This window comes from Pseudomonas sp. PL-6, assembly GCF_054110165.1.
Map to the genome: position 1 here is coordinate 3,084,216 of NZ_CM134189.1, position 25,883 is coordinate 3,110,098.

General features: G+C 64.4%; 25 protein-coding genes. 8 read left to right on the forward strand and 17 right to left on the reverse strand.

The genetic code is table 11. From position 1 onward, the window contains the following. The first annotated feature begins 7 nt into the window (after positions 1 to 7). Positions 8 to 235 (forward strand): rhodanese-like domain-containing protein, encoded by a 228-nt coding sequence (locus ACW9UL_RS13010; protein ID WP_457787268.1) that lies wholly within the window; start codon positions 8 to 10, stop codon positions 233 to 235. 20 nt (positions 236 to 255) lie between these two features. On the opposite strand, the gene ACW9UL_RS13015 is transcribed toward ACW9UL_RS13010, so the two are convergent. Further along, complete coding sequence (locus tag ACW9UL_RS13015; RefSeq protein ID WP_021446271.1) at positions 256 to 516, reverse strand: DUF2790 domain-containing protein; 261 nt, start codon at positions 514 to 516, stop codon at positions 256 to 258. A gap of 32 nt (positions 517 to 548) precedes the next feature. After that, on the reverse strand, positions 549 to 1,379 hold the full coding sequence (locus ACW9UL_RS13020) for an oxidoreductase (protein WP_457787269.1): 831 nt from the start codon (positions 1,377 to 1,379) through the stop codon (positions 549 to 551). 129 nt (positions 1,380 to 1,508) lie between these two features. Here ACW9UL_RS13020 and ACW9UL_RS13025 point away from each other — a divergent pair, with 129 nt between their 5' ends. Next, positions 1,509 to 2,408 (forward strand): LysR family transcriptional regulator, encoded by a 900-nt coding sequence (locus ACW9UL_RS13025; RefSeq protein WP_122107923.1) that lies wholly within the window; start codon positions 1,509 to 1,511, stop codon positions 2,406 to 2,408. Positions 2,409 to 2,564: 156 nt separating this feature from the next. Further along, complete coding sequence (locus tag ACW9UL_RS13030) at positions 2,565 to 3,497, forward strand: LysR family transcriptional regulator (RefSeq protein ID WP_457787270.1); 933 nt, start codon at positions 2,565 to 2,567, stop codon at positions 3,495 to 3,497. 11 nt (positions 3,498 to 3,508) lie between these two features. Here the strand turns inward: ACW9UL_RS13030 and ACW9UL_RS13035 are convergent, their stop codons facing one another. Next, positions 3,509 to 5,203: an ABC transporter ATP-binding protein gene (locus ACW9UL_RS13035; protein ID WP_457787271.1), complete on the reverse strand. Its 1,695-nt coding sequence runs from the start codon at positions 5,201 to 5,203 to the stop codon at positions 3,509 to 3,511. Positions 5,204 to 5,462: 259 nt separating this feature from the next. Continuing rightward, a complete protein-coding gene (locus ACW9UL_RS13040) occupies positions 5,463 to 6,809 on the reverse strand; it encodes an MFS transporter (RefSeq protein WP_457787272.1) in 1,347 nt (448 codons plus the stop codon). 318 nt (positions 6,810 to 7,127) lie between these two features. On the opposite strand from ACW9UL_RS13040, the gene ACW9UL_RS13045 reads away from it, so the two are divergent. Together ACW9UL_RS13045 and ACW9UL_RS13050 are read left to right on the forward strand one after the other, a co-directional pair. After that, positions 7,128 to 8,561, forward strand: a complete 1,434-nt coding sequence (locus ACW9UL_RS13045; protein ID WP_457787273.1) for an aldehyde dehydrogenase family protein — start codon at positions 7,128 to 7,130, stop codon at positions 8,559 to 8,561. 178 nt (positions 8,562 to 8,739) lie between these two features. Beyond that, positions 8,740 to 9,261: a DinB family protein gene (locus ACW9UL_RS13050; RefSeq protein ID WP_021446278.1), complete on the forward strand. Its 522-nt coding sequence runs from the start codon at positions 8,740 to 8,742 to the stop codon at positions 9,259 to 9,261. Here the strand turns inward: ACW9UL_RS13050 and ACW9UL_RS13055 are convergent. Then, positions 9,258 to 10,169 (reverse strand): LysR family transcriptional regulator, encoded by a 912-nt coding sequence (locus ACW9UL_RS13055; protein ID WP_021446279.1) that lies wholly within the window; start codon positions 10,167 to 10,169, stop codon positions 9,258 to 9,260. The two genes, ACW9UL_RS13050 and ACW9UL_RS13055, sit on opposite strands and share 4 nt — an antisense overlap. 322 nt (positions 10,170 to 10,491) lie before the next feature. Between ACW9UL_RS13055 and gcvA the strand changes: the two genes are divergently transcribed. Next, positions 10,492 to 11,400, forward strand: coding sequence for a transcriptional regulator GcvA (gene gcvA / locus ACW9UL_RS13060; RefSeq protein ID WP_457787274.1), 909 nt, complete (start codon positions 10,492 to 10,494; stop codon positions 11,398 to 11,400). Between the two features lie 60 nt (positions 11,401 to 11,460). On the opposite strand, the gene ACW9UL_RS13065 is transcribed toward gcvA, so the two are convergent. From ACW9UL_RS13065 to ACW9UL_RS13090, 6 genes are read right to left on the reverse strand one after another with little or no spacing between them, the layout of a single operon-like run. Beyond that, a complete protein-coding gene (locus tag ACW9UL_RS13065; protein WP_457787275.1) occupies positions 11,461 to 12,675 on the reverse strand; it encodes a CaiB/BaiF CoA transferase family protein in 1,215 nt (404 codons plus the stop codon). Further along, positions 12,665 to 13,060 carry a PaaI family thioesterase gene (locus ACW9UL_RS13070; protein WP_457787276.1) on the reverse strand — a complete coding sequence of 132 codons (396 nt, stop codon included), beginning with the start codon at positions 13,058 to 13,060 and terminating at the stop codon, positions 12,665 to 12,667. The genes ACW9UL_RS13065 and ACW9UL_RS13070 overlap by 11 nt, the downstream gene beginning before the upstream one ends. 15 nt (positions 13,061 to 13,075) lie before the next feature. Next, positions 13,076 to 13,882 (reverse strand): enoyl-CoA hydratase/isomerase family protein, encoded by an 807-nt coding sequence (locus tag ACW9UL_RS13075; RefSeq protein WP_457787277.1) that lies wholly within the window; start codon positions 13,880 to 13,882, stop codon positions 13,076 to 13,078. Between the two features lie 10 nt (positions 13,883 to 13,892). After that, a complete protein-coding gene (locus ACW9UL_RS13080; RefSeq protein WP_457787278.1) occupies positions 13,893 to 14,657 on the reverse strand; it encodes an SDR family NAD(P)-dependent oxidoreductase in 765 nt (254 codons plus the stop codon). 1 nt (position 14,658) lies between these two features. After that, positions 14,659 to 15,804: a thiolase family protein gene (locus ACW9UL_RS13085; protein WP_457787279.1), complete on the reverse strand. Its 1,146-nt coding sequence runs from the start codon at positions 15,802 to 15,804 to the stop codon at positions 14,659 to 14,661. Beyond that, a complete protein-coding gene (locus ACW9UL_RS13090; RefSeq protein WP_457787280.1) occupies positions 15,801 to 16,151 on the reverse strand; it encodes a Zn-ribbon domain-containing OB-fold protein in 351 nt (116 codons plus the stop codon). Before ACW9UL_RS13090 ends, ACW9UL_RS13085 begins: the two co-directional genes overlap by 4 nt. A 241-nt stretch (positions 16,152 to 16,392) precedes the next feature. On the opposite strand from ACW9UL_RS13090, the gene ACW9UL_RS13095 reads away from it, so the two are divergent. After that, on the forward strand, positions 16,393 to 17,541 hold the full coding sequence (locus tag ACW9UL_RS13095) for an XdhC family protein (RefSeq protein WP_457787281.1): 1,149 nt from the start codon (positions 16,393 to 16,395) through the stop codon (positions 17,539 to 17,541). 51 nt (positions 17,542 to 17,592) lie between these two features. Here the strand turns inward: ACW9UL_RS13095 and ACW9UL_RS13100 are convergent, their stop codons facing one another. From ACW9UL_RS13100 to ACW9UL_RS13115, 4 genes are all read right to left on the reverse strand, one after another. Next, complete coding sequence (locus tag ACW9UL_RS13100) at positions 17,593 to 19,785, reverse strand: xanthine dehydrogenase family protein molybdopterin-binding subunit (RefSeq protein ID WP_457787282.1); 2,193 nt, start codon at positions 19,783 to 19,785, stop codon at positions 17,593 to 17,595. 2 nt (positions 19,786 to 19,787) lie between these two features. Next, the gene (locus tag ACW9UL_RS13105) at positions 19,788 to 20,264 is read right to left on the reverse strand and encodes a (2Fe-2S)-binding protein (RefSeq protein ID WP_457787283.1); all 477 of its coding nucleotides are present in this window, start codon (positions 20,262 to 20,264) and stop codon (positions 19,788 to 19,790) included. 96 nt (positions 20,265 to 20,360) lie between these two features. After that, positions 20,361 to 20,678, reverse strand: a complete 318-nt coding sequence (locus tag ACW9UL_RS13110; protein WP_457787284.1) for a c-type cytochrome — start codon at positions 20,676 to 20,678, stop codon at positions 20,361 to 20,363. Between the two features lie 96 nt (positions 20,679 to 20,774). Beyond that, on the reverse strand, positions 20,775 to 21,719 hold the full coding sequence (locus ACW9UL_RS13115; protein ID WP_457787285.1) for a LysR family transcriptional regulator: 945 nt from the start codon (positions 21,717 to 21,719) through the stop codon (positions 20,775 to 20,777). 652 nt (positions 21,720 to 22,371) lie between these two features. Here ACW9UL_RS13115 and ACW9UL_RS13120 point away from each other — a divergent pair. Next, complete coding sequence (locus ACW9UL_RS13120; RefSeq protein ID WP_122107941.1) at positions 22,372 to 23,625, forward strand: OprD family porin; 1,254 nt, start codon at positions 22,372 to 22,374, stop codon at positions 23,623 to 23,625. Positions 23,626 to 23,697: 72 nt separating this feature from the next. Here ACW9UL_RS13120 and ACW9UL_RS13125 read toward each other — a convergent pair whose 3' ends face one another. Next, complete coding sequence (locus ACW9UL_RS13125; protein ID WP_397498409.1) at positions 23,698 to 24,591, reverse strand: chemotaxis protein CheV; 894 nt, start codon at positions 24,589 to 24,591, stop codon at positions 23,698 to 23,700. 56 nt (positions 24,592 to 24,647) lie between these two features. Then, positions 24,648 to 25,670, reverse strand: coding sequence for a zinc-dependent alcohol dehydrogenase family protein (locus ACW9UL_RS13130; RefSeq protein ID WP_122107943.1), 1,023 nt, complete (start codon positions 25,668 to 25,670; stop codon positions 24,648 to 24,650). Positions 25,671 to 25,883: the final 213 nt, after the last annotated feature.

A 25,883-nucleotide genomic window follows, 5' to 3' on the forward strand; every position in this document is an offset into this window, starting at 1 on the left:
GTCCCCCATGGCCGAACATGACGAAGACTTCCTGCGCCGCGCGGCGCAGGCTACGCCGTCGACGACTGCAGATCAGCCGCGGCAAGCGCGAGCACGGATTGCCGAGGGCGTAACCCTGCTGGACGTTCGTAGCGACTCCGAGTTTCGCGAAGGGCATATCGACGGCGCGCTCAACCTGAGCGCGGATCAATTCCATGAGCGAAAAAACAGAAACCGGGGCAAGCCCGGTTTCTGAGACTGTTGCAGGAGGGAGGCTTAGCCGCCCAGGCAGCCGTTGCCCATTACTTGATAGCGGATCCTGTGCTGCTGACCATTGGAATCCTCGTAGGTCATTTCCACAGGCACCGCATGACACACATTCGGGATTTCGCTATGCGACACCACCCGAGCGATATCCAGGTGCATGCCGTAGTGGTAATCGATGACTGCGTCGGACGACTGCGCGGTCGGCTGATCGGTGGCCATGGCCTGAGTGGTCATCAGCACGCCGAGTACAGAGAACAGGATGGCTTTCATGAGTCTTTCCTCTACAAGGTTGGACGATTGCTTCAGGCCTGGAAGTCGGTGGACAGGGCCAGGTCTCTCCACTCGGCCAGCTCGCTGGCGACGAAGTGGTTCTTTTCCTCAATGCGCGCCACGGTGTCGCTGCCCAAGGGCAGGCGCTGCGGTGGTTTCGGCGCATTGACCAGAGCCAGAATGGCCTCGGCGAACTTCACCGGATTGCCCGGCTGCGCATGATTGGCATCTTTGGCGAAGCGGCGCATGGCGCCCACGGTTTCGTCGTAATCCGGCAGTTCCAGCCCGGTCTTCACCAGCGACTGCTCGTCGAGGAAGTCGGTACGGAAGAAGCCGGGTTCGACCACAGTGGCGTGGATGCCCAGCGGCGCGACTTCCTGATGCAGTGCCTCGGTGATGCCTTCCACCGCGAACTTGGTGGAGCCGTAGACCCCCCACCCCATGTAGGCCTGGTACCCGCCGATGGAGGAAATGTTGATGATGTGGCCGGAGCGCTGGCGACGCATGTGCGGCAGCACCGCGCGGATCACGTTGAGCACACCGAACACGTTGGTGGCGAACAGGCGCTCGGTTTCGTTGGCGCTGGTTTCCTCTACCGCACCAAGTACGCCGAAGCCGGCGTTGTTGACGAGCACATCGATACGACCGAAGTGCTTGACGCCTTCGGCGACGGCCTGATGGGCCTCGGCCTCGCTGGTCACGTCCAGACGCACGGCCAGCAGGTTGGGATGGCTGCCGAGGCGGGCCACGACATCTTCAGGCTTGCGAGCGGTGGCAATCACGGCATCACCGGCACGCAGAGCATGTTCTGCGATCAGCGTGCCAAAACCACGGGAAGCTCCAGTAATGAACCAAGTACGCATATCAACTCCTCCTGTCAGTGACCCTGCACCATTGCCGGGCCTTCTCGATGAGTTGACGCCACTCTAAAATCCAACTACTGATGTGATAATCCCAAGAAATTCACATGACTTTGTGAGTAGGATTCACATATGAAGCCGGTATCCGCCGCAGATCTGTCGATCTTCCTGAGCATCGCCCAGCACCTCAGCTTCAGCCGCGCGGCGGTAGAGCTCGGGCTCTCTGCGTCGGCACTGAGTCATGCGTTGCGGGCCCTGGAAACCCGTCTGGGGGTTCGCCTGTTCAATCGCACCACCCGCAGCGTGGCACTGACCGAAGCTGGCGAGCGCCTCTATAACCGGGTCAAACCAGCTTTTCGCGATATCGACGACGCCCTCGAAGACCTCAACAGCTTTCGCGACAAACCGTCGGGTAACCTCCGCATCACCGCCGGCCGACCCGCCGCACAACTGGTTCTGCTGCCACTGGCCAGCCGCTTTCTCGAAGCCTACCCGGACGTGCGCCTGGACATCGTGACCGACGATGCCCTGGTGGACGTCGTGTCTGCCGGCTTCGACGCGGGCGTGCGCTTTGGCGAACGCCTGGAGGCGGACATGGTGTCCCTGTCCATCGGGCCCTACATGCGCTCGGTGGTGGTGGCGTCGCCGGAGTTCTTCCAGCGTCATCAGGCGCCACAACAGCCGCAGGATCTGCACGGCCTGCCCTGCATCCGCCATCGCTTTCCGAGCGGCGCCTTCTATCGCTGGGAGTTCGCCCGAGGCGGTATCGAACTGGAAATCGATGTAGAAGGCCCTCTCATACTGGGCGACGTCGCCCTGATGGTCGGGCCTGCATTGCAGGGCGTTGGCCTGGCCTACGTGTTCGAGGACATGGTCAGCGAGCACTTGGCCAATGGCAGCTTGGTTCAGGTACTGGAAGACTGGTGCCCCTATTACCCAGGGTTGCACCTGTACTATCCAAGCCGCCGCCACGTCCCCGCGGCGCTCAAGGCCTTCATTGAGTTCGCCCGAAACGCCCGCCCTGAGCGTTGAGCAGTGCCGCCTGGCAAATACCTTTATCCGTTACATCTACTAGTATGGTAGGTGTAATTCAACCGGGGCCCTGCTGCATGCCCCTTGAAGCCCATCTGCATAATCGGCGCGCTGGCAATGTCGTACATTCGGCCCCCACCGATGCCGGAGCGGTCTATGCGTCAAGACCATTTAGACGGACTGCTGACTTTCATTGCCGTTGCCGAGGAGAAGGGCTTCTCCGCCGCCGCGGTGAGGCTGGGGGTGTCGCCTTCGGCGGTTAGCCAGAGCATCCGTAACCTCGAGCAACGCCTAGGCCTGGTGCTGTTCAACCGCACCACCCGCAGTGTCAGCCTCACCGAGATCGGGGAACGCTACCTGGAGCGGGTGCAGCCAGCCCTTGAGCTACTGACCTCGGCGTCCCGCGAACTGGGGCGCGAAGCCGATCATCCTTCAGGCCTGTTGCGAATCAACGTCCCGCGAGCCGCGCATCTGATCGTTCTGCAGCCAGTGCTAAGTCGCTTCATGGCTGCCTATCCGGAGATCAACCTGGAGATACGCGTGGAAAACCTGCTGGTTGATATCGTCAGTCAGGGTTTCGATGCCGGTATCCGCTTTGGCGAGGCAGTCGAGAAGGATATGGTGGCAATTGCGGTCGGGCCGCCGCTGCAGGCTCAGATCATCGCGTCGCCGAGCTATCTGGCACAGCACGGGGTGCCGACTCATCCACAGCAATTGCTGGCGCACAACTGCATCGGCTATCGCCATACCACCAGCGGGCAAATCGAGCGCTGGAGCTTTTCCCGTGGCGATGAAAAGTATGACCTGCCGCCCAGGGGCCGGTTGATCCTCAATGACTCGGAGATTCTGGTGCGAGCGGCGTTGGACGGACTCGGCATCGCCTACATGATCAATGGCTATATCGAACCCTTCATTGAGCAGGGGCAACTGGTGCGCCTGCTGGAGGATTGGAGCCCGACCTGCCCTGCCCTGCACCTTTACTATCCGGACCGACGCCGAGTCCCCGCCAAACTGCGCGCCTTGATCGATTTTCTGCGCAACGAGCGCGAAAGCCTGGCACCGGTCGCCGAAGTCCCTCTGGTTCTCTGAGGTGGCGCCGCTCAGATGGCGGCGCTCTCGCTGACCTTGCCCGCCGCCATCCGCACCACCCGATCCGCCGCCAGTATCACCGCAGGACGATGGGCGATGACGATACGGGTCTGCTGCGGGCGCAGGGTGGCGAGATTCGCCAGCACCTGGGCCTCGGTCTGCGGATCGAGCGCCGAGGTCGCCTCGTCCAGCACCAGCAGCGGCGCATCCACCAGCAGCGCGCGCGCCAGGGCCAGGCGCTGGCGCTGGCCACCAGACAGGCGCGCACCATAGGCACCGACCTGGGTGTCGTAGCCATGCGGCAACTGCATGATGAAATCGTGCGCACAGGCTGCCTTGGCGGCGGCGATCATCTCTTCCTGGCTGGCGCCCGGCCGCGAGTACAGGATGTTTTCGCGGATCGAGCGATTCAGCAGCATCGGCTCCTGAGTCACCACTGCAACATGCTGGCGCAGCGCAGCCAGGGGCAATGTTGCGATATCCCGTCCGTCCAGCAGAATGCGCCCCCTATCCGGGCTGTAGAACCGCTGCAACAGCCGGGATAGGGTGGACTTGCCGGAGCCACTGGGACCTGCGATGGCGAGCGTTTCCCCAGGCCTGACGCGCAGGTCCAGACCATCGAGAACAGGCAAGGTGGTGGACGGGTAGGCGAAGCTCACCCCTTCGAATGCCACCTCGCCACGCCAGGGCCTGTCCTCGACCAGTTGCTCAGCTGTTTCCTCGCGCGGCAACGCCGTCAGCATCAGCGCATCGGCCGCATCCTCCAGGCCCTTCTGCGCCACCCGCAGGTTTTCGCCGAAACCACGCAGATAACCCGCCATGAGGAGGAAGGAGGTCACGGCGAAGGCCACGTCGCCGGCGCCGGTGTTCCCACGCATCCAGGTGTACAGCGCCACGCCGCTCAAACCGGTGAGCAGCAGCAGTAGCAACAGGTTCTGGACCAGTCCGAGGTCGACGAAGCGGCGCCAGGCCATGGCTGAGGAAGCCCCCCAGACATGGGCGACTTGTGCCATATGACCGCGCTCACGCCCTTCGGCGGTAAAACCCTTGATCGTCACCGATGCCGCCAGCACGTCGGCCACGATGCCGCTGAGCTGACTGTCGCTGGCATTGGCCTGCAGGCTGGCCGGGCGAATCCAGTGCATACCCACCAGCAGGTTGCTGGCGATGAAGGCAAGCGCCACCAGCAACGCGAGCACCCCAGCCAACGGCTCGCGCCAGCCGATCATCAGGATCAACCCAAGTAGCACAACCAGTGCCGGGCCTAGGTGGATGGTGGCGGCGTCGGTGACTGCGTCATACCCCTCCATCGCTCGGCGCAGGCGCCGCACGGTTTCGCCGGTGGCCTGGTTCGCGTGCCAGTCGGCAGGCGCGGCGAGCACGTGTTCAAAGCCCTGCAACAGAACCGCCTGCATGTTGCGCGCGGCCAGCGGAATCCACAGGCGATGGGCCAGGTTGCGACTGATGGCGAAACCGGCGAACGCCGCCAGCAGCAACGCCCAGCTCTGCCACACGACCGCCTGATCGGCGCTCTCGGCGACGCTTTCGATCAGTCGTGCCGACGCCCAGGGCAGCAGCAGGTCGAATCCGGTCGCCGCCAGCGTCAGGGTCAAACCGAGGAAGAAGTATCCTCGACGACGCAGCCACAAGCCGGCCACGAAACCGAGCACCTGGCGGTAGGCTATGGGGCTGACGTAGGCATCCATCACGGGTTACCTCCTGAGGCGAGTTTTGGCGCTTGGGGTTACTCGTTGCTTCCTGCGGCTAGCGCCTCGGGGTCGGCGCATGGTCGATGGCCGCCGAGGATTGGACAAGACGTGCAAGGCTGCAGAGGTTTTGAAGCGCTACTTATGAATTGGCTCATTGATCAGCTGGGCTACAAGGTGTGCTCCCTGATGCTGCTCACTGGCCCTGGCGAGGTTTCGCCAGGGCCGCCCCGAGAGGCGGCCTTGGCGCTCCGAATCTTCAACGCAGTGGCTGACCTTTCATCTCCGGCATGCGGACGTATACCAGCAAGCTGACCAGGCTCACGGCCACCAGGTAGATCCAGAACAGGTGGCCGTACCCCCAGCCTGCCATGGCGGTCATGATGTACGGCGAGGTGCCGCCGAACAGGGTCACTGAAAGCGCATAAGGCAGTGCGATGCCGGTAACACGCACCTCGGCCGGAAACTGCTCGGCCATGGTCACCGCCGAGGCTGCACCGAAACCGGTGAGGATAATCATCGACACGGTCTGCAGCAGCGCCACCTCCACCAGGCTGATGCCCTCATGCAGCAGCGCGAAGCTCGGCCAGGCCCACAGCGCGGCGCAGGCGGCGAAGGCGATCAGCACCGGGCGCCGGCCGACGCGGTCGGCCAGCACGCCGGCCAAGGGCATCAACAGCAACGACACGCCCACCGCGATGGCCCCGGCCAGCAGCGTTTCGCGAATCGACATGCCAGTCACCAGATGCACCTGCGACGGATAACTGACCATCCACACATAGTTGAGCAGGTTGCCGGCCATGGCCACGCCGATTACCCGCGCCACATCCTTGCGATGCTTGGTGAAAATTTCACGAATCGGCCGCTTATCCTCGACCTTCTTCGCCACGCGCGAGTTGAACACTTCGGTTTCACGCACCGACAAGCGAATCCACAGGGTCAGCATGCCCATCGCCGCGGCGATGATGAAGGCCACCCGCCAGCCCCAGTCCTCCAGGGCGGTGTCGCTACCCACCGAGGCGAGCACGAAACCGAGCAGAAAGGACACCAGGGTGCCGGCGTTGATCGCGAACCATTGCCAGGAGCCGGCGAAGGCACGGCGATTGGACGGTGCCGATTCGATCAGAAAGGCCGAGGCCGAACCGAACTCACCACCGGCCGAAAATCCCTGAGTCAGGCGAGCCAGCACCAGGATGATCGGTGCGGCAATGCCGATGCTCTCGTAGTTGGGGCAGATGCCAATTACCAGCGAGGCCACCGACATCAGCAGGATCGATAGCGTCAGGCCCTTCTTGCGCCCGTAGCGGTCGGCAAATACGCCGAGCACCGCACCGCCGATTGGGCGCATGAGAAAACCTACGGCGAATACGGCAAGCACCGACAACAGCGCCGTGAGGCTATTGCCCGCGGGGAAAAACTGTTTGGCCAGGATCGAGGAGAAGGTCGCGTAGATCACCCAGTCGGTGTACTCGACGATAGTGCCGAGCGTCGCCGCGACTATCGCCTTGCGCTCGGTCTTGTTGAGCTTGCGCCCCTGGGTGTCGGCGCTTGCAGGCGAACTGGCGTCAGGCATGAGGTTGTATACCGCACTATTGTCATTGTTCATGGCATGGCTCCTGTGAGCATGTCTTTTTGTTGTCGTTGCCACGAACGATGGCACCAGGGCTGGGGCCGGTGAAGCGAGATTTCCGCGTCTTTCGGTTGACTGTAAGTCAACCCAATCGCCCCCGCAGCGCGAATGACGCGGGAGGCGGGCCCGGGCATCGCCGCGCCTTTCCGAGTGATATTTTCTCAACTGACGACAGCCGAAATCTCCGTTGAACGGGCCTGCTGCAGCCACCAACCTGCCGAGCATGCGCAGTGCATCGATCAACAAGAGGCCCACCCGATCAAGGGGCCCGGAAATGAACGAGGAGACTCGAAGATGTTGAAAGTGGACAGTTACATCGGTGGCCGCTCGGTGCAGCCGGGCAGCGGACTCTACGTCGACAAGCTCGACCCGCGCACCGCCGAGAAGATGGGCGAAGTGGCCAACAGTGGCCCGCAGGACATGGACTTCGCCATCGACAACGCCCATCAGGCACTGCCTGCCTGGCGCGACATGCGCCCCTCCGAGCGCGGCCGCGTGCTGCTGGAACTGGCCCGCATCGTCCGCCGCAGTGAAGGCCGCCTCGGTGCTCTGGAAAGTGCCGAAACCGGCAAACCCGGCGGCGAGATGGCTGCCCTGATGGATCTCACCGCGCAGTATTTCGAGTTCTATGCCGGCCTGGTCAACGTGATGGATGGCGAGGTGATCAACCAGGGGCCGAATTATCATGTCTACACCCGCCGCGACCCCTTCGGCGTGATTGGCGTCATCCTGCCCTGGAACGCCCCACTGCATCAGGCGGCACGGGCCATCGCACCGGCCCTGGCGACCGGCAACACGGTGGTGGCCAAACCTTCCGAGCACACCTCTGCCTCGCTGGTGGAGCTGGCCCGTATCGCCGTCGAGGAAGCCGGCCTGCCTGCCGGCGTGTTCAATGTGATCGTCGGCAAGGGCAGCGTGCTCGGTCCGCAGATGGCCCGTCACCCGCTGATGCGCAAGATCTCCTTCACCGGAGGCATCAGCGCCGGCCAGGAACTGGGCCGTATCGCCGCCGAGCGCATCCTGCCGCTGACCCTGGAACTGGGCGGTAAATCGGCCAACATAGTGTTCGACGACGCAGATCTGGACGCTGCCGCCAAGGGGGCCACCCGCGCCTTTACCTGGAACAGTGGGCAATGGTGCTGCGCCGGTACGCGCCTGCTGGTGCAGGAGAATATCCACGAACGTTTTCTCGACAAGCTCGTCGCCGAGGTCGCCGCGCTGCGGGTCGGCCCGCAGTTCGATGCCACCTCCGGCCCCATCACCACCCGCGCCCAGTTCGAAAAGGTGCAGAGCTACTTCGAGGTCGCCGAGCGTGAAGGCCTGAAACCCGTCATCGGCGGCAAGGTGGCCAGTGGCGAGCATCTTGGCGGCGGCTGGTACATCGAACCCACCGTCTACGCCGGGGTGCACAACCACATGACCCTGGCCAAGGAGGAGATCTTCGGCCCCATTCTCTGCGTGATCCCGTTCAAGGACGAAGCCGATGCCCTGCGCATCGCCAACGACAGCGAGTTCGGCCTGGGCGCAGGCATCTGGAGCCGCGACATCGGCCGCGTGCACCGCGTCGCTGCCGGCCTGGAGGTCGGGCGCATCGTGGTCAACGAGTACAGCGGCGGCTTCGTGCAGACGCCCTGCGGCGGCTTCAAGCAGAGCGGCTACGGCCGCGAACAGGGCATCGACGCCCTCTCCCACTACACCCAGCTGAAGTCGGTGATCATCCGCCTCTAGGCGGAGCTAGGCCCCTAACGCCCCGCGACGGACTGCTCCGCGCGGGGCGTTTGCGTTCCCGGGGGAGCAGGCGTCGATCTTGAGCGGCATTTGGTCTATACCCAGTAGTCACTTGCCAAACCTGCCTGGAGCTACCAACCGAAGGACACCTACCGTTGTGCCCCTGGGAGGGCAACCAATGATCAACGTCGCCACAGCCAGCATGCTCAGCCAATACAAGCGCTGGGCCGACCAACTCTTTTTCGACAGCCTGGGCGAACTGCCCGCAGAGGAGCTTTCCCGGGAGCGCGCCGGCCCTATCAAGAGCATGATCGGCGTGCTCAACCATATGTACGTGGTCGACCGCATCTGGCAGGCCCACCTGCAGCATCGCGATCACGGCTTCACTTCACGCCAGGCCATGCCCTACCCAGCCCTTGCCGAGCTGTGCCAGGCGCAGCGAGAGGTCGACGACTGGTACGTCGATTGGAGCGCGCAGTTGAGCGAAAGCTCGTTGGACGAGGTCATCGATTTCGCCTTTGTCTCAGGCAATCGAGGCAGCATGACGGCCGGCGCCATGCTGCTGCATGTGGTGAATCACGCCACCTACCACCGCGGCTGGCTGGTGCAGATGTACTTCGAGATTCCCGCCATGCCACCGCTGACCGATCTGTGCGTGTACCTGACGGAGGGCCAGGCACACCCGGCCGGCAACTGCTAGAGGTCGGGCGTGGCCATGTGCTCGACGATCTTGCTTCGCAACCAGCGCTCGGCGGGGTCGTTGTCGGTCACCCCGCTCCAGACCATGGCGAGATCGGAGGTGACGATCGGGAACGGCGGATCGTCGGCGCGCAGGCTGGTGCCTTCGATCAAGGCCGCCGCCGCATAATCCGGCACCGAGGCGAGCAACTCGGTGCCAGCGAGGATCGAGCGCAATCCGCTGAACTGCGGCACCGCCAGCACCACCCGACGCGTGCGGCCCAGCTTGGCCAGGTCGTTATCCAGATTGCCGCTCAGATCGCCGGAAAACGACACCAGCGCATGCGGGCGCGAGCAGTATTCGTCCAGGGTCAGCGGCCCGGGGCGATCATCGCCGCGCAGGACCTTGACCTTGAGTTCGCGCAGCTTGCGACGCTTGGCGTTGGCCGGTAGGTCAGTGGTGTAGCTGACGCCGACGGAAATTTCACCCGAGGCCAGCATCGGCGACATCAGCAGGAAATTTACTCGCCGCACCACTATCACCACTTCCGGCGCTTCCTCGCGGATCTGGTTGAGCAATGCCGGAAACAAGCCGAACTCGGCGTCGTCCGACAGGCCGATACGAAAGGTGTCGCGGTTGTTCGCCGGGTTGAACTCTCGGGCACGACTGACGGCGCAGGAAATGGTGTCCATCGCCGGCTGCAGCTCCCGGAGGATCGCCAAGGCTCGTGCCGTGGGTTCGAAGGTGCGGCCATTGCGCACCAGCAACGGGTCGTCGAACAGGTCGCGCAGCCGCGCCAGGGCCGCACTGACGGCCGGCTGGCCAAGAAACAGTTTCTCCGCTGCACGGGTCAGGTTCTTCTCGAACATCAGGGTTTCGAAGATCACCAGCAGGTTCAGGTCGACGCGGCGCAGATCGTTGCGGTTCATCCAGGGGGCCTCATGGAGTGCAGCCTAATTAAGCAGTAAAGCAGCAAGCTCCGTGCCTGCCCGAGCAGTGGGCAGGCATCCCGGCGTCCTGGAACACAGGCACAGGGGATGGCGTGAAATGCGGCGAAGATCGCGCCAGGCGATCAGGTGGATATGACTCATGGGGCGGCACTCTCTGGTTGTTGTAATGGCGTCCGGGAGCGGATGCCAGGAACGCCGTGCCATAAGCGGCAAACGATAAAACAGCCCCTCTTGCTTGAGTTTTTGTCAATCAGATATAGAGTAAGATTCGCGCCGTCCGCCGACCGACAAGAAGATTTCAATGAAGGACAGACTGCCCCCTCTCAATGCCATCAGGGCCTTCGAAGCCGTCGCCCGCCACTTGAGCATCACCCTCGCCGCCGACGAGTTGAACGTCACCCCGGGCGCCGTATCGCGACAGATCCGCAGCCTGGAAGAGTTCATGGAGCAGCCGCTGTTCGTCCGTGGCCACCGGCAGATCAGCCTCACCCCCGCCGGCGAGCAGTATTTCAACGCCGTGGCGCGCATCATCGAGGAGCTGCGCAGCGCTACGCGCAAACTCAAGCGCCCGCCCAAGCGCCGGCAGATCAAGGTACGCGCCTACACCACCTTTGCCATGCAGTGGCTGATCCCACGCCTGGCCAGCTTCCACCAGGAGCACCCGAAGATCGAGGTGCTGTTGACGGCCTCGCTCGATCCGGTCGATTTCCACAAGGACGACCTCGACGCCGCCATCCGCCTGGGCGCCGGCGACTGGCCCAACTGCAACTGCTACGTGCTCAGTGACAACGTGCTGGCACCGGTGTGCAGCCCTACCCTGCTCGATACCGGGCCCGGCCTGCACGGCCCGGCGGACGTGGCCGAATACAGCATGCTGCATTCGCTGGCCCGCCCGGACGACTGGGCGCACTGGCTGGAAGCGACCGGCGTGATCGGCCAGGTCGATGCGCGTGCCGGCATGAGCTACCAGAGCTCGTCGATGGCCTATGCCGCCGCCGTCGGCGGCCAAGGTATCGCCATGGCGCAACTGTTTCTGGTGGAGAAGGAGTTGCGCGAGGGCAGCCTGGTGCGGCCCTTCGAGCAGAGCGTCGATATGGGCGCATACACCTACTACCTGCTGACGCCCAAGCACAGACCGGAAAGCGAAGATATGGCTACTTTCCGCCTGTGGCTGCTGGAACAGGCGCGACAGACGCGCAACGCGGCCTGAGGCCTGACCAGCAAGAGGCCGCCTCGGGAAACCGGGGCGGCCTCCTACCCTGCTTCCGGCTCAGGAACTCGCAGCGGTCTGCCTGTCGCGCACGGCGCCGCTATTGGTCAACGCCTCTATCTCGTCCTCGCTAAAGGCATAGCTGCGCAGCACGCCGCGTGAATGCTCACCGAGATCGGGCGCTGGCCGGTACGGCGTAGCCGCCGCTTCGGCGCTGTTCACCGGGAACCCCAGGGTGCGCAGGCTACCGTGCCGTGGATGCATGACACAGGTCAGCAGACCGTTCTCGGCGAGCTGGGGATGCTCCAGCAAGTCCTCGTAACTGGCCACCTTGGCGCAGAGGATGTCGGCGTCACGCAGCACCTGCAGCCAATGCGCGGTTGGCTGGGTGACGAACGCCGCATTGAGCGCCATCTGCATCTCGCGGCGATGCTTGACCCGCTGCGCCGAGCTGGCGAAACGAGGGTCCTCCATCCATTCGGCATGACCGAGAACTCCGCACAATCGCTGCCAGCGGTTGCCGTTGTAGGCGGCCACCATGATCCAGCCATCGGCGGTCTGGAACGCCTCGTTGGGCGCTGCATAGGGCGCGGCACTGCCGATCGGTGTCGGTCGCTGCCCGTCGCGCAGGTAGCTGGTGATCGAGGACTGCTGCAGGGCCAACGCCGAATTCATCAGGCTGACATCCAGGTGCCCCCCCTGCCCGTCGCGCTGACGTGCATGCAGCTTGGCCAGGATGGACATGCAGGCCATATAACCGGTCACCACGTCCACCACGGGTGCCTGTACCTTGCACGGTGGCGAGCCGGGCAGACCGATCAGGCTCATCAACCCGGAGTCGGCCTGGAGGATGCCGTCGACCCCGGCGCGGTCGGCATAGGGCCCCTGCTGGCCATAGGCGGAGATGGAGCAGTAGAGCAGCGCCGGGTTGATCTCGGCCAAGGCCTGGTAGCCCAGGCCAAGACGCCCCATCACCCCGGGGCGCATGCTTTCGATCAGCACGTCGGCCTCGGCCACCATACGCCGCACTATGGCCTGGCTGTCCGGGTGCTTGAGGTCCAGGCAAACGCCCAGCTTGCCGCGGTTGAAACCGTGGTACAGCGCACTGTCGTCGCCGACCCAGGCTGGGCCGAGGGTGCGTCCCAGCTCGCCTTCCGGCGGCTCGATCTTGATCACCCGGGCGCCCATGTCGGCCAGCAGCATGGTGCAGGTGGGGCCGGCGGCGATCTGGGTGAAGTCCAGCACCGTCAGGCCCTGCAGGGCATCACGCAACATGGCGCCGCCCTCCCCGTTTGAAGCTGCCCTGGGCGGTGGCCAGCAACTCGCCGTCCGCCGAACTCAGCGTGGCCTCGGCGAAGTACAGGCTGCGGCCCTGACGATTGACCCGCCCCCTGGCGATCACCCTGCCGCTGCGTGCGGCGTTGAGGTAGGCGATGTTCAGCATCACGGTCACGCCGTGCAGCTCCTCCTCGCCCTCCCCCGTGTGCAGTCCGGCGTAGCCGCAGGCCGCATCCAGCAGGGTGGCGATCAGCCCGCCGTGCAGCATGCCCTGGCGATTGAGGTGGCGCGCCTCGATGGGCATGTGGAACTCGGCTTCGCCGGGCGCCCAGTGAATCAGCTCGACGCCCTGGCTCTGCAGAAAGGGATTGTGCAATTGCATGGCGGCCTCCCGGGGCTAGCGCCCTCGATAGTTCGGCGTACGTTTTTCGGCGAAGGCGGCACGCCCTTCCAGGCGATCCTCGCTGTCGCGCAAGGCGCCCCAGTACAGCTCGGTCAGACGCTGGGCGTCGCGAGCCGACAGGTGTGCGGTTTCCACCGAGAGCGACTGCAGCGCCTGCACGGCCAGCGGTGCGGCGGCGGCGATGCGCTCGGCCAGGGCAAAGGCTCGCTCTTGCAGGCCCAGCTGGCTGTCCGTGATCTCGGAAACCAGGCCGATGACCGCTGCCTGCCGCGCGTCGATACGCTGGCCGGTGAGCGCCATCTGCATGGCATGCGCCGCGGGCACCGCCTTGAGTAGCCGGTGCAGGCCGGACACCGCGGGAATCGAGCCGACCACCGCCTCCGGCAGGCCGAAGCTGGCATTGTCCGAGGCGATGCGCAGGCTGCACTGCAGCGCCAGTTCCAGCCCGCCGCCCAGGCAATGGCCGTTCACCGCCGCGATCAGCGGCTTGCGCAGATCGAGGTCGGTGAGATCCATCAGGCGGATGTAGAGGCCGGCGTCGGCCGCCGGCTGGTTGGCGAGAAACAACGCCTCGGCGTAGGAGGCCGGCGACTGGCGCGTACTCTTGAGGTCCGCGCCGACACAGAACGCCTTGTCGCCGGCCCCGGTGATGATCGCCGTGCGAATCTCGCGGCGATCGCGCACCTCGGCCAGGTGCGCGCGCAACTCGTGCAGCGCTTCGAGGTTCAGTGCGTTGAGCACCTCGGGGCGATGGAGCACGATGCAGGCAACCGCGCCGTGGATTTCCAGTTGGACGGCCATGGCGACCTCCTCACACGCTGGCCGACGACAGGCTGCGCCCGCCGCAGACGTAGAGGGTTTGCCCGGTGACGTAGGAACTGGCCGGCGCGAGGAAGAACTCCACCGCGTTGGCGATATCGTCCGGGTTGCCGATGCGCTTGACCGGTACCGTGTCCTTCAACCGCGCCTGTACTTCAGGCTCGAAGTTCTGGAACAACGGCGTGTCCACGATGCCCGGTGCGACGGCGTTGACCGTGATGCCCTTGGCGGCGAACTCGATGGCCAAACTGCGGGTCAGGCTGACCACCCCGCCCTTGGCGGCGGAATAGTTGGCCTGGCCGAAGCCGCCCAGCCACGCGCGCGAGGACAGGTTGACGATGCGCCCGAAGCCGCGCTCCAGCATCAGCGGCAGCGCCGCCTTGCAGCAGAGAAACTGTGCGCGCAGGTTGCTGTCGACCACCAGGTCCCAGTCTTCCTCGGTCATCTTCAGAAAACGCTTGTCGCGCACCACACCGGCGTTGTTGACCAGGAAATCCAGCGCGCCGTGGCGTTCGCCGATCTGCGCGAAGGCCTTCGCCACCGCCTCGCCGTCGGTGAGGTCGAGGGCCAGGCCATGCACCTCCATGCTCAGGTCACGCAAGCGGGCGACGGCAGACGCCAGCGCCGTCTCGTCGCGGTCCAGCAGGTAGACGGTTACGCCTTGCGCGGCCAGGCGGCTGGCGATGCCCAGGCCGATGCCGCGGGCGGCGCCGGTGACAGCGGCGACCTGGCCACTGTGGAAGGTCTTCTCGCTCATCTCACACCCCCAGCACGTGCACGGACGAGGCCGCGTGATCGACACCGGCGATACCGCCACCGGTGCACTGGGCCACGCCGATGCGCGGCGCATGCACCTGGCGTGCGCCGGCACGACCCTGCAGCTGCCACATCAGCTCGACCATCTGCGCCACGCCGGTGGCGCCCAGCGGGTGTCCCTTGGCCAGCAGGCCGCCGCTGGGATTGACCGGCACCCGTCCACCGATGCGGGTGGCGCCGGAGTGCAGCAGGGCCACCGCCTCGCCCGGTGCGGCCAGGCCGAGGGCCTCGTAATAAAGCAGTTCGGCGATGGTGAAGGCGTCGTGCAGTTCGACCACGCCGACGTCATCGGGCTCGACCCCGGCCTGCTCGTAGGCCAGACGCGCTGCACGGGCAGTGATCTCGGCGTCGAGAATGTCGTCGCGCGGACCTTCGGCCAGGCCGGAGACCACGATGGAGCCGAGTACGCGCACGTCCTTGGCATGCGGCCCGGGGCGCTTGCTCAGCACCAGGGCGGCGGCGCCATCGACCTGCGAGGGACAGCACTGCAGCAGGGTCAGCGGGTCGGCGATCATGCGCGAGGCCAGCACTTCTTCCAGGGTCACCTCGGTGCGCTGCTGGGCGTACGCGTTGAGCGAACCATGGAAGCGGTTCTTCACCGCCACGGCAGCCAGATCGGCCGGTTTGGCGCCGCGCTCATGCAGGAAACGCGTGCCACGCATGGCGTAGACGGCGGGCAGTACCATGCCGGCTTCGGCGTAGAGATCGGTCTTCTCGTCGTTGCGCTGCAACGGGATGGTGCCGCCACCCAGAGCGGTGAGCTGCTCGATGCCGAACACCAGCACGGTGTCGTGCTGCTCGGCCAGCAGCGCATGCCTGGCCAGGTGCACGGCGGTGGCGCCGCTGGCACAGGCGTTCTCCACGTTGTAGACCGGGATGCCGGCCAGACCGAGGTCGCGCAGTATCACCTGGCCGAGGATCATCCCGCCGAGCACATTGGCGCAGTAGATCGCCTGGATATCCTTGAGCGCGATGCCTGCATCGGCCACGGCGGCGAGAATCGCCTGCTGGGCCAGTTCCGGGGCCTTCACGCCCACATGCTTGCCGAAGCGGGTCATGGCCCCGCCCATCACGTGCATCTGAGTCATTGCGCAGCCTCCACCAGTTCGAATGCGTAGCCGTAGGTGTCATCGGGCACGATGCGACAGGTGTCGCCGATCGCCGGGCGTCGCGCGCCATTGATGCGACCGAACAGGCGCGCCGGTCCGGCCAGGTCCAGGTAGCCCAGGGCGAAGGGCTGCAGGCCGCTTTTCGCGCTCGGCTGAATGACGGTGAAGCTGTACAGGGTGCCTTCGCCCTCCAACAGCAGGCCTTGGTATTGATCGGCCAGCGGCGAATGGGCGGGAACCGGCGGGAAGACGATCTCGCCAGTGGATCGGTGGCAGGAAGCAAGCAGCCTCGCGGGAGCATCGCTGCTCCACAGGGACGTTCTCATTGTTCGACCTCCAGTTGCAGGAGCCGCGACCACGGCGCCATGAGGCTATGTTCGGCAGCCTGCCGGGGGTGCGACAAACGATATAAAAACCCCACTTGATTGAGAAAAACTGAAGCGAAACGGCCCTGGCGACCTGCCACTGTTAAGCCATGCTTCAAGAGCCATCCAGGCTCGCCAGGCAATACCGCGCGAGCCCTGGTGAATAATCGGCACCACAGGCAAGCGAGCGGGAAAGGCTGTCATGAGAGAGACGGTGCAATTGTTGCGAGCGCTGGACGAACTGGACGCCACACAGCAGCAAGCAGTGCTGGCGACCGTGGTCAAGGTAGAGGGATCGGCCTATCGACGCCCTGGCGCGCGAATGCTCATTCCGCAAATCGGCGGCGCCGTCGGCACGGTGAGCGGCGGCTGCCTGGAAGGCGATCTGATCAAGAAAGCCTGGTGGCTGACCGAGCTCGGCGAACCGGTGCTCCGTACCTACAGTACCGGCGTGGGGGTCGACGCGGCCGATGAGGAAGAGGAACTCGCTTTCGGCCTGGGCTGTAACGGCACCGTGCATATCCTGCTGGAGCGGGTGCGGGGAGGACAAACGCCACTGCCGCTGGCCCTGCTGCGCCACGTGCAAGCGTCGGGCGCACCCGCCGTGCTGGCCACGGTGATCGCCAGTAGCGACGACAGCGTACGCCTGGCCGAGCGCGCCGCGCTCGACCCTACCGGCAAGTTGCACCTAACCCTGCAGCAGGCTGCTTTGACCCGGGCGCTGGAAGCCGACTTGCAGTCGGTCCGGCAGCGGCAAAGCCCGGCATTGCAGCGTTATCGTCTGGCAGGTGGCGAAGTCGAAATACTCTTCGAGTACCTGACGCCCCCGCGCCGGCTAGTGGTTTTCGGCGCTGGCCACGACGCCCAGCCGCTGGTGAGCCTGGCTCAGCAACAGGCCTGGCAGGTCGCGGTGATCGACGCCCGCCGCCACTTTGCGCGCCGCGAACGCTTCCCCGAGGCCAACCAGGTGTTGCACTTGGGCATCGATCAGGATCACGACCTCGCCGCCCTGCTCGAGTCCGCCGCGGTGGTGGTCATGTCGCATAGCTACAGTCAGGATCGCCACTGGCTGGAACGGGCGCTGCGCCTGCGGCCGAGCTATATCGGCCAGTTGGGGCCGCGCAGTCGTACCGAGCGCCTGCTCGACGAAATCGGGCCGATCAGCCGCCACCTGCCCGCCTATGCGCGCTTGCACTACCCCATGGGCCTGGATATCGGCGGCGACGCGCCGGAGAGCGTGGCACTGTCGGTGCTGGCGGAAATCACCGCGCACTTCAACGGGCGTGCCGGCGGCATGCTCATGGCACGCGAGGCGCCGATCCACGATAGCGTGCCGGCGCTGCACGGCTGAGCCCCGCACCAGGGCGGCGCTGCGAGCCTACGTGCCCGCCGCCGTGCGCGGTCAGGCCGTGCGCAGTGTCTGCGGGTCGATCGGCAGACTGCGCAGGCGCTTGCCAGTGGCGGCGAAGATGGCATTGACCAACGCCGGGGCGATGGTCACCGTCGATACCTCACCCAGACCGCCCGGCGACTCTCTGCTCTCCACCACGTGGGTGATGATCTCGGGGACCTCGTTGATCCGCAGCATGCGATAGGTGTCGAAGTTCCCCTGCTCCACCCGGCCATCCTTGAAGGTGATATTGCCAAATAGCGCGGCAGTGAGGCCGAAGATGGTGCCGCCCTGGATCTGCGCCACCACGCTGTCAGGGTTGATTGGAATGCCGCAGTCGACCACGGAGGTGACCTTGAGTACCCGCACATCGCCATTGGGACTTACGCTGACCTCGGCGACCTGGGCTGCATAAGTGCTGAAGCAGTAAGTCAGTGCCAGACCGCGGCCATGCCCCTGGGGCAATGGGCTGTCCCAGTTGGACTCATCGCGCAACTGCTGCAACACCTTGATCGCTCGTGGGTGCTCCTTCAGCAGGGGATAACGGTACTCGAAGGGATCGGCCTGGGCGATGTGAGCCAGCTCGTCGAGGAAGCCCTCGACCATAAAAGCGTTCTGCGTATGGCCTACACCGCGCCAGAAAGCCGGGGTGATACCCGTCGGTGGCTCATGGCAAACATACTGCACATTGATGTTGGGGAAGGCATACGGCCCGCTGGCATCGCGGATGGCGTCGCGATCGAGGCCATTGACGAAAGCCGCCGGCGCCCAGCGCGCCAGGATCGAACCGCCAGTGACCTTATGGGTCCAGGCCACAGGGCTATTCTTCTCGTCCAGTCCGGCACTCAAGTGGCTGTAGTGATAGGGACGCAAGGTGCTGTGACGCGTGTCTTCCTCGCGCGACCAGATCACCTTCACGGGGTAGTCCACCTGCTTGGCGATCTTCACCGCATGGATCACGAAGTCGACCTCCAGGCGTCGCCCGAAACCGCCGCCGATCAGATGATTGTGTACCGTCACGGCCTCCTCGGGCAGACCGGTCAGCTCTGCGGCTGCCGTCTTGGCGCGGGTCGGAACCTGAATACCCAACCACAGATCGCAGGCGTCCTTGCGCACATGTACCGTGCAGTTCACCGGCTCGAGGCAAGCATGTGCGAGAAACGGCACCTGATAGACCGCGTCGACTTTCTTCGCGGCCTTCTGCAAGGCCTCCTCGACATTACCCTCGTTGCGAGCCTCGACGCCTTTTTGCTCCGAAGCCTTGCGGATATCCTCCAGCATCTGCGCGCTCGACACCTGGCCGTTAGCACCGGGGTTCCACTTGATCTGCAAGGCCGCCAAGCCCTTCCGCGCAGCCCCCATGTGATCGGCAACAACAGCGACCGCATTATCCGTACGGATCACCTCACGCACGCCACGCACCGCCATTGCCGGGGCCGCGTCGACCTCGTCGAGTGTGCCGCCGACTATCGGGCAGATGGTGATTGCGGCCACCTTCATGCCCTCCGGATGTACGTCAATGCCAAACACTGCAGTGCCGTTGACCTTGCTCGGCGAGTCGGTGCGCCTGGCCGGTGTACCGATCAATTTGAAGTCCTTGGGATCCTTCAGCGGTATGGACTCCGGCAAGGCCAACTTGGCAGCGGCATCCACCAACTCGCCGTAACCGAGCTTGCGTCCGCTGGCCGGGTGTAGCACCTCCCCCTTCTCCGCTTTGCAACTGTCGGTCGCCACGCCCCACTTCTGGGCAGCGGCAGCGACCAGTAGCACGCGCGCTGCCGCTCCGGCCTCGCGCAGTGGCAGCCAGTTGGCCGGTACCGAGGTAGAGCCGCCGGTGACCTGAAAACCGAGCATCGGATTGGCGTAGCGGGTGTCGTCGGCCGGGGCGTGCTCGATGGTCACCTGATCGAGTCCCACCTCCAACTCCTCGGCAATCAGCGCCGGCATCGAGGTGTAGGTCCCCTGCCCCATCTCCACCGGCTGGATGGTGAGATAGATACGCCCATCGCGATCGATGCGCACATAGGCATTGGGTTCAAAACTGGCCCCTTCGGCCGCCTGCGCACCACGCATCAGAACCGGTAGGGAGAAGCTGATCAGCAGCCCTCCACCGAGCGCTGCGCTGGCCTTGAGAAAATGACGTCGGCTCAGGCCGATACGCTCGTCCGGAGCAGCCGCCATCGACAGATCCTGCAAGCTGTTCATGCTCAACCCTCCACCTGTGCGATCGGTTGCTCGGCAGCTAACTTGATGGCCTCGCGTATCCGCACGTAGGTGCTACAGCGGCAGATGTTACCGGCCATGGCTGCGTCGATATCGCTGTCGCTTGGACTGGCGTTACGCGCCAGCAACGCACTGGCGGACATGATCTGCCCGGACTGACAGTAGCCGCACTGCACCACTTCATGAGCCAACCAGGCTTCCTGTATGCGTTTGCCAGCCGGTGTTTCCCCTACCGCTTCGATGGTGGTGATTTCGGCACCGACCATGGCACTGACCGGCATGATGCAGGAACGCACCGCATTGCCATTCATATGCACCGTACAAGCACCACACAGCGCCATGCCGCAGCCAAACTTGGTGCCGGTCATTCCGAGTACATCGCGTAGCACCCAGAGCAGGGGGGTGTCGTCATCGACATCCACCTGATGCTCTCTGCCATTGATCTTCAGTGTGTGAGCCATGAAAGTGTCCTCGCCAATCCGGTAAGCGCCCGCCTTGTCCCGGCAGCACAACCAGCGTTGGCGGGACGATTCCAGGCGTGCGGAGCGATGTGTCGGTTACTGGTGACCTGTGGTCAGAATCCACTCGGCGATGCTGGTCGCATCGGCGTCGCTGAGCTGGGTTTGAGGAGGCATAGGCACGGCCCCCCAAGCCCCTGAACCACCACTCTTGATACTGGCGGCAAGCTGCTCGGCACTCTTGCTGCCATCCCCGTAGCGCTGGGCCACCTCCTGCCAGGAGGGGCCGACGACGCGAGCGGCGGGTTGGTGACAGGCGGTACAGGCGTTGCTCTGCAACAATTGAGTGACATCGGCATGGGCCAAGGGTAATGACAACAGGCCACATGCGACCGCAAGAGTGGGGATCTTGTGCATGCTCATCTCCTTTCGTTACCCCCGAAAAGACTAGATAGCCATCACCCCCTGGAAAACCGCACATTCGTGCAAGAGCCTTGAAGGCAAACTTAATACTCAGGCTTTGGCATCGATCCCGGACAGCTCCGACAACCTTCCTTGGCATCCAGGATTCTGGCCTCTCAGATGGTCGATCAGCAGGCGCAGACGACTGGAGATGCTTCGCCGATCCGGGAAGTAGAGCATGTAGGGGGCGATCGTCCTTCCCCAACCGTCCAGCACTGCGCGCAAGCCTCCCTGCGCCTGAAGCGCATCGGTGTATCCGTGAGGCAGATAGGCAATTCCCAAACCGTCAACGGCGGACTGCAACAGCGCCACCGGATCACTGTGGACCAAACGACTCTTGATACCGACCTGCACACGTTCTTGGCCATTTTCGAACACCCAGCGCTCCACGGCCCCGGTAGCCGGATGGCGATAACCGATGCAATCGTGGCTGCTCAATTCATTCGGGTGCCCTGGCAGCCCACGGTCTGCCAGATAATGCGGCGCAGCCAAGGCAAGCATGCGCTGTTCCGATCCCAGGGCAACGGCTACCAGGTCGCGCTCGACCTGCCAGTCCTGGCCAAGGCCGGCGTCGAATCCCTCGGCCACCAGATCCACTCGCGACTCACGCAGCACAATATCGATGTCGATGGCGGGATAGCGCTGCAGAAAGCAACGCAGATGAGGGCGCAGCACCGTCAGATAGGCTGGCGTGGATGCCGCCAGACGCAACTGCCCGGCGGGTGCACAAGCCTGATCGGCGATCTCGTCGGCAGCATGAGCCAGCTCGACCACCAGGGGTTTGACCCGCTTCAGAAAGCGCTCACCCGGCTCGGTCAACTTGACGCTACGGGTCGTACGCTTGAGCAGCACCACCCCCAGCCTCCCCTCGAGGCTGCGCACCACCTGGCTTACCGCCGAGGTGGATACGCCCAGTCGTTGGGCTGCGTGCGTGAAGCTGCGGTGTTCGGCCACCTGCACAAAGGTGACCAGACCATCGAGATGATCCTGGCGCATGTACAGCCTCTGAGCTGGGGGTTCTAGCGGACGCCGAGAGTAGATCCGGTTTTCGACGACCACCCTCTACGACACAGGGCTCCTGCCGGGCCGTAAAACAACCGAAGATGCCAGAGCGTCCCGCACAGCCCGAGCTACCGACAATCGATATAAATGCATTACTGGGTTGATTTTCTATCAAACGAAATGCAGCAAGTCGCGCCAGGTCCAGTGCGAGAAGTCGTCGCGCGAAGGGCGGGCAAGGCAATAATCGGTGGGGAAGCGGAGTGTACCTGCCCGCGTTGCCGTTAAGACGTAGCGCCCATTCTCTCAAGGCTACGCCAGCGCAGAAGGCATAGCGTTTGATCACCCCAAAGTGCCGCCGCATGAGCTAAAAAAGCCGCACTGGAAACCCAGGCGGCTGCTAAGTCTTAACCAAAGGAGATGAAGCGCAGTCAGCGAGCCGCGCCGAACGCGCAGCTCATGGAATCTTCATCGCGTGCAGGCTAGCGCCGTTCGTCCCGTTCGGCTTATCGAAGCAATCGATAGTGATCATCGATAAGCGTCAATGGCCCGCTCGCCAGCCCGGTGATAACTCTTAACGGCCCCTCTGGGCCGGGCCTGACCTCGCTGTCAGGCCTGCTCGCATAAAACACCGACACCGGGAGCACCCATGTACAACAAGCACTGTCTCGCGCTGGCTTGCAGCCTCGCGCTCGGCGCGCCGTTGGCTCATGCCAGCAGCCAGGCACAATCGAACGGCTTCGTCGAAGATGCCAGCCTCGATCTGCTGCTGCGCAACGCCTACTTCAACCGCGACTACAAGGACCGTACCAACGACGCCAAGTCCTGGGGCCAGGGTTTCATCGCCACCTTCGAGTCGGGATTCACCCAGGGCACCGTCGGCGTCGGCGTCGATGCCTTCGGCCTGCTGGGGGTGAAACTCGACAGCGGCCGCGGGCGCAACTACCGCGCCTTCTTCGACACCGACAGCGAGGGCCGCCCGGTCGACGAGCTCTCTCAGGCCGGCGCCGCGGTCAAGCTGCGCCTGTCCGATACCGTGATCAAGTACGGCAACCAGTTCCCGTCCCTGCCCGTGCTGGCCCATGACGACAGCCGCCTGCTGCCGCAGTCCTTCACCGGCACCCTGGTCACCAGCAACGAGATCGAGGGCCTGGAACTCAATGCCGGCCGCTTCACCGCCGACAGCCCGATGGGCGATCCGGCGCGCGATCCCAATCGCCTCAAGAGCATCGACGTGCTCGGCGGCAGCTACGCGGTCAGCGACGATCTGAGCCTGGCGCTGTACCACTCCGACATCGAGGACCTGTACAAGCGCTATTACGCCAACCTCAACTACAACCTGGCACTGACCGCCGAGCAGGCGCTGAATTTCGACTTCAACCTCTACCGCACCAAGTACGACGACGGCTCTACCGCCGCGCTGGATTTCGGCGGCGACGGCCAGGGCGATCGCAACAGCATCTGGAGCCTGGCGGCCAAGTACAGCGTCGGCGCCCACGCCTTCATCCTCGCCCATCAGCGCAACAGCGGCGATGCCGGTTTCGCCTACGACTACGGCGACGGTGGCGCGAGCATCTACCTGGCCAACTCCTACTACTCGGACTTCAACCGCAAGGACGAGCGCTCCTGGCAGGCCAGCTATGAGCTGGATTTCAGCGACTATGGCGTTCCGGGGCTGCGCTACAAGCTCGCCTACGTACGCGGCGACAATATCGACACCGGCGCCGACAACGAGGGCACCGAGCGCGAGCTGTTCAACCAGGTCAGCTACACCGTGCAGAGCGGTGCGGCCAAGGACCTGTCGCTGCGTCTGCGCAATTCCATCTACCGCTCCAGCACCGATGTCGGCCCGGATCTCAACGAGATTCGCGCCTTCGTCGAGTACCCGCTGAACATTCTCTGAGCAGCACCCTGCCCCGGCCTTGGTGGGCCGGGGTGGGCCGGGGTGGGGAATGCGAAGAGCGGAAGACGCGGCCTAGCGCTGGCCGCTGATCTGGCGAAAGGCGTTGAGCAGGGCCTGGCTCAGGTCGACCGAGGAAAACTTGGTGAGCACCGCGTTGGCGCCCACCGACCTGGCTTTCTCGGTGTTCATGGTGCTGTCCAGCGAGGTGTGCAGCAGCACGTAGGTGTCGGCGATGTCGGCACTGCGGCGGATTTCCCGCACCAGGTTGTAGCCGTCCATCTCCGGCATCTCGATGTCCGACACCAGCAGCTCGAACGGCATGCCGGCCTGGCGATACTCCTGCAGCTTTTGCAGCGCGGCCTGGGCGCTGCGCACCGCGGTGCAGTCCAGGCCCAGCTGACGCAGGACATTGACCGTCTGCTGCAGGGCCACCTGGGAATCGTCGACTATCAGTACGCGGCGGCCCTGCAACAGCTGGCCGTCGTCGCCTTCGAGCAATTGCCCCACCGGCGCATCGTCCAGCGCCGGGGCGATGTCGTGCAACACCTTCTCGATATCGAGGATCTGCACGATGGCGCCATCGATCTGGGTCACCCCGGTGATGAAGGCGCGACTGCCGGAGGCGGCAGGTGGCGGCCGCACGTCGCGGGTCGAGCATTGCACGATGCGCTCGACGCTCTTGACGTGCAGGCCCTGGCGCGAGCGACTCAACTCGGTGACGATCAGACAGCCCTCGTCCTCGCTGGAGCCGCCGCGTTCGCCGATGGCGCGAGCCAGGTCGATCACCGTCAACGCCGAGCCGCGCAAGGTGGCGATGCCGCGCACGTTGGGGTGGCGGTTGGGCAGCTTGGTCAGCGGCGGACAGGGGATGATCTCGTTGACCTTGAGCAGGTTGATGCCCAGCAGCCTGCCGCTGTGCAGGCGGAACAACAGCAGCGACAGGGCATCGCCGGTGACGAGGGTCATGAAGGGATCCTTGGACTGAAAACCTGCAGGTTATAGCGGCCGAACGGCCGCGGACTTTAATCCGCGGCCAGTTCCAAGGCCACCCGCCCACGATTCGGACAGGTTTCCATATAGCGGTGTGCGGCGACGAAATCCTCGAAGGCGAACACCTTGTCGATCACCGGCGTGAGCAAACGGTCGGCGGTCATCTGGTTGATGTGCTGCAGCGCGCGCTGCACCGCCTCGGCGTTGGGCTCGATGCCCAGCTCCGGGTGACCGGTGAAATCCAGCACGCAGTGCCGGTAGAACTGCAGGTGCTTCTTGAACGCGGCGCAGGCCGGAAACGCGGTGTCGTTGCCACCGTTGACCCCGTAGAGGATCAGCTTGCCGCGCGGCGCGGCGATGTCGCCGAGCAGCTTCATCTGCGGTCCGGCGCACTGGTCGAGGATGACCTCGACGCCCTTGCCTTCGGTGTAGCGCTCGATTTCCAGCACCAGGTCCTGTTCCTCGGTGACCACCACCTTGTCGGCGCCCAGGCCGCGCAGGAACTCGCGGTCGTCAGCCGAGCCGGTGGCGGCGATGACCTTGGCGCCGAGCGCCTTGGCCAGCTGTACGGTCTGCGGCGCCATGCAGTGACTGGCCTCGGTGATCAGCACGTGCTGGCCGGGTTTGAGCTGGGCCAGGTCGACCAGGGCGAAATAGCCGAACAGCAGTGCGGTGTAATGCACGCTGGCAGCCACCGGGCTGAGCACCTCGGGATAACGGGTCAGTGCGTAGCGCGGCATCAGCACCAGATCGCCCCAGGTCGGGTAGCGATTCGGCGTGCTGGCGGGGAACCCGGCCACGGCGGTGCCGAGCGGAAAGTCGTCGACGCCCTCGCCCACTGCAGCCACCGTACCGGCCAGTTCGAAGCCCATGCCGGCCGGCAACTGCGCCTGCTCGGCAGCCAGATTCTGCCGCCACAGCACGTCCTTCCAGCCCAGGCCCACGGCCTGCACGCGCACCAGCACCTCGCCGGGGCCCGGCACAGGAGTGGGTACTTCCTCGTACTGGAGTACCTCGGCATCGCCGAATTTATGGAAACGGATCATGCGGGACATCGCTATACCTCGAGCTCCGATCACGGATTAACACTTCAATGCCTGTGGACTCTATCCGCAGATCGCCGCTGGCACCACCCGCCGGCATCGATAGTGCAAATGCCTGGCAGTGATTCAGCAGCGTGCCGGGCACCTTTCAATCTCGCCCGTACTGCCCGTACTATTGCGCGGCAAGGCTCTCATTTGCCACGCCGTGCTGACAAGGCCCGGTCT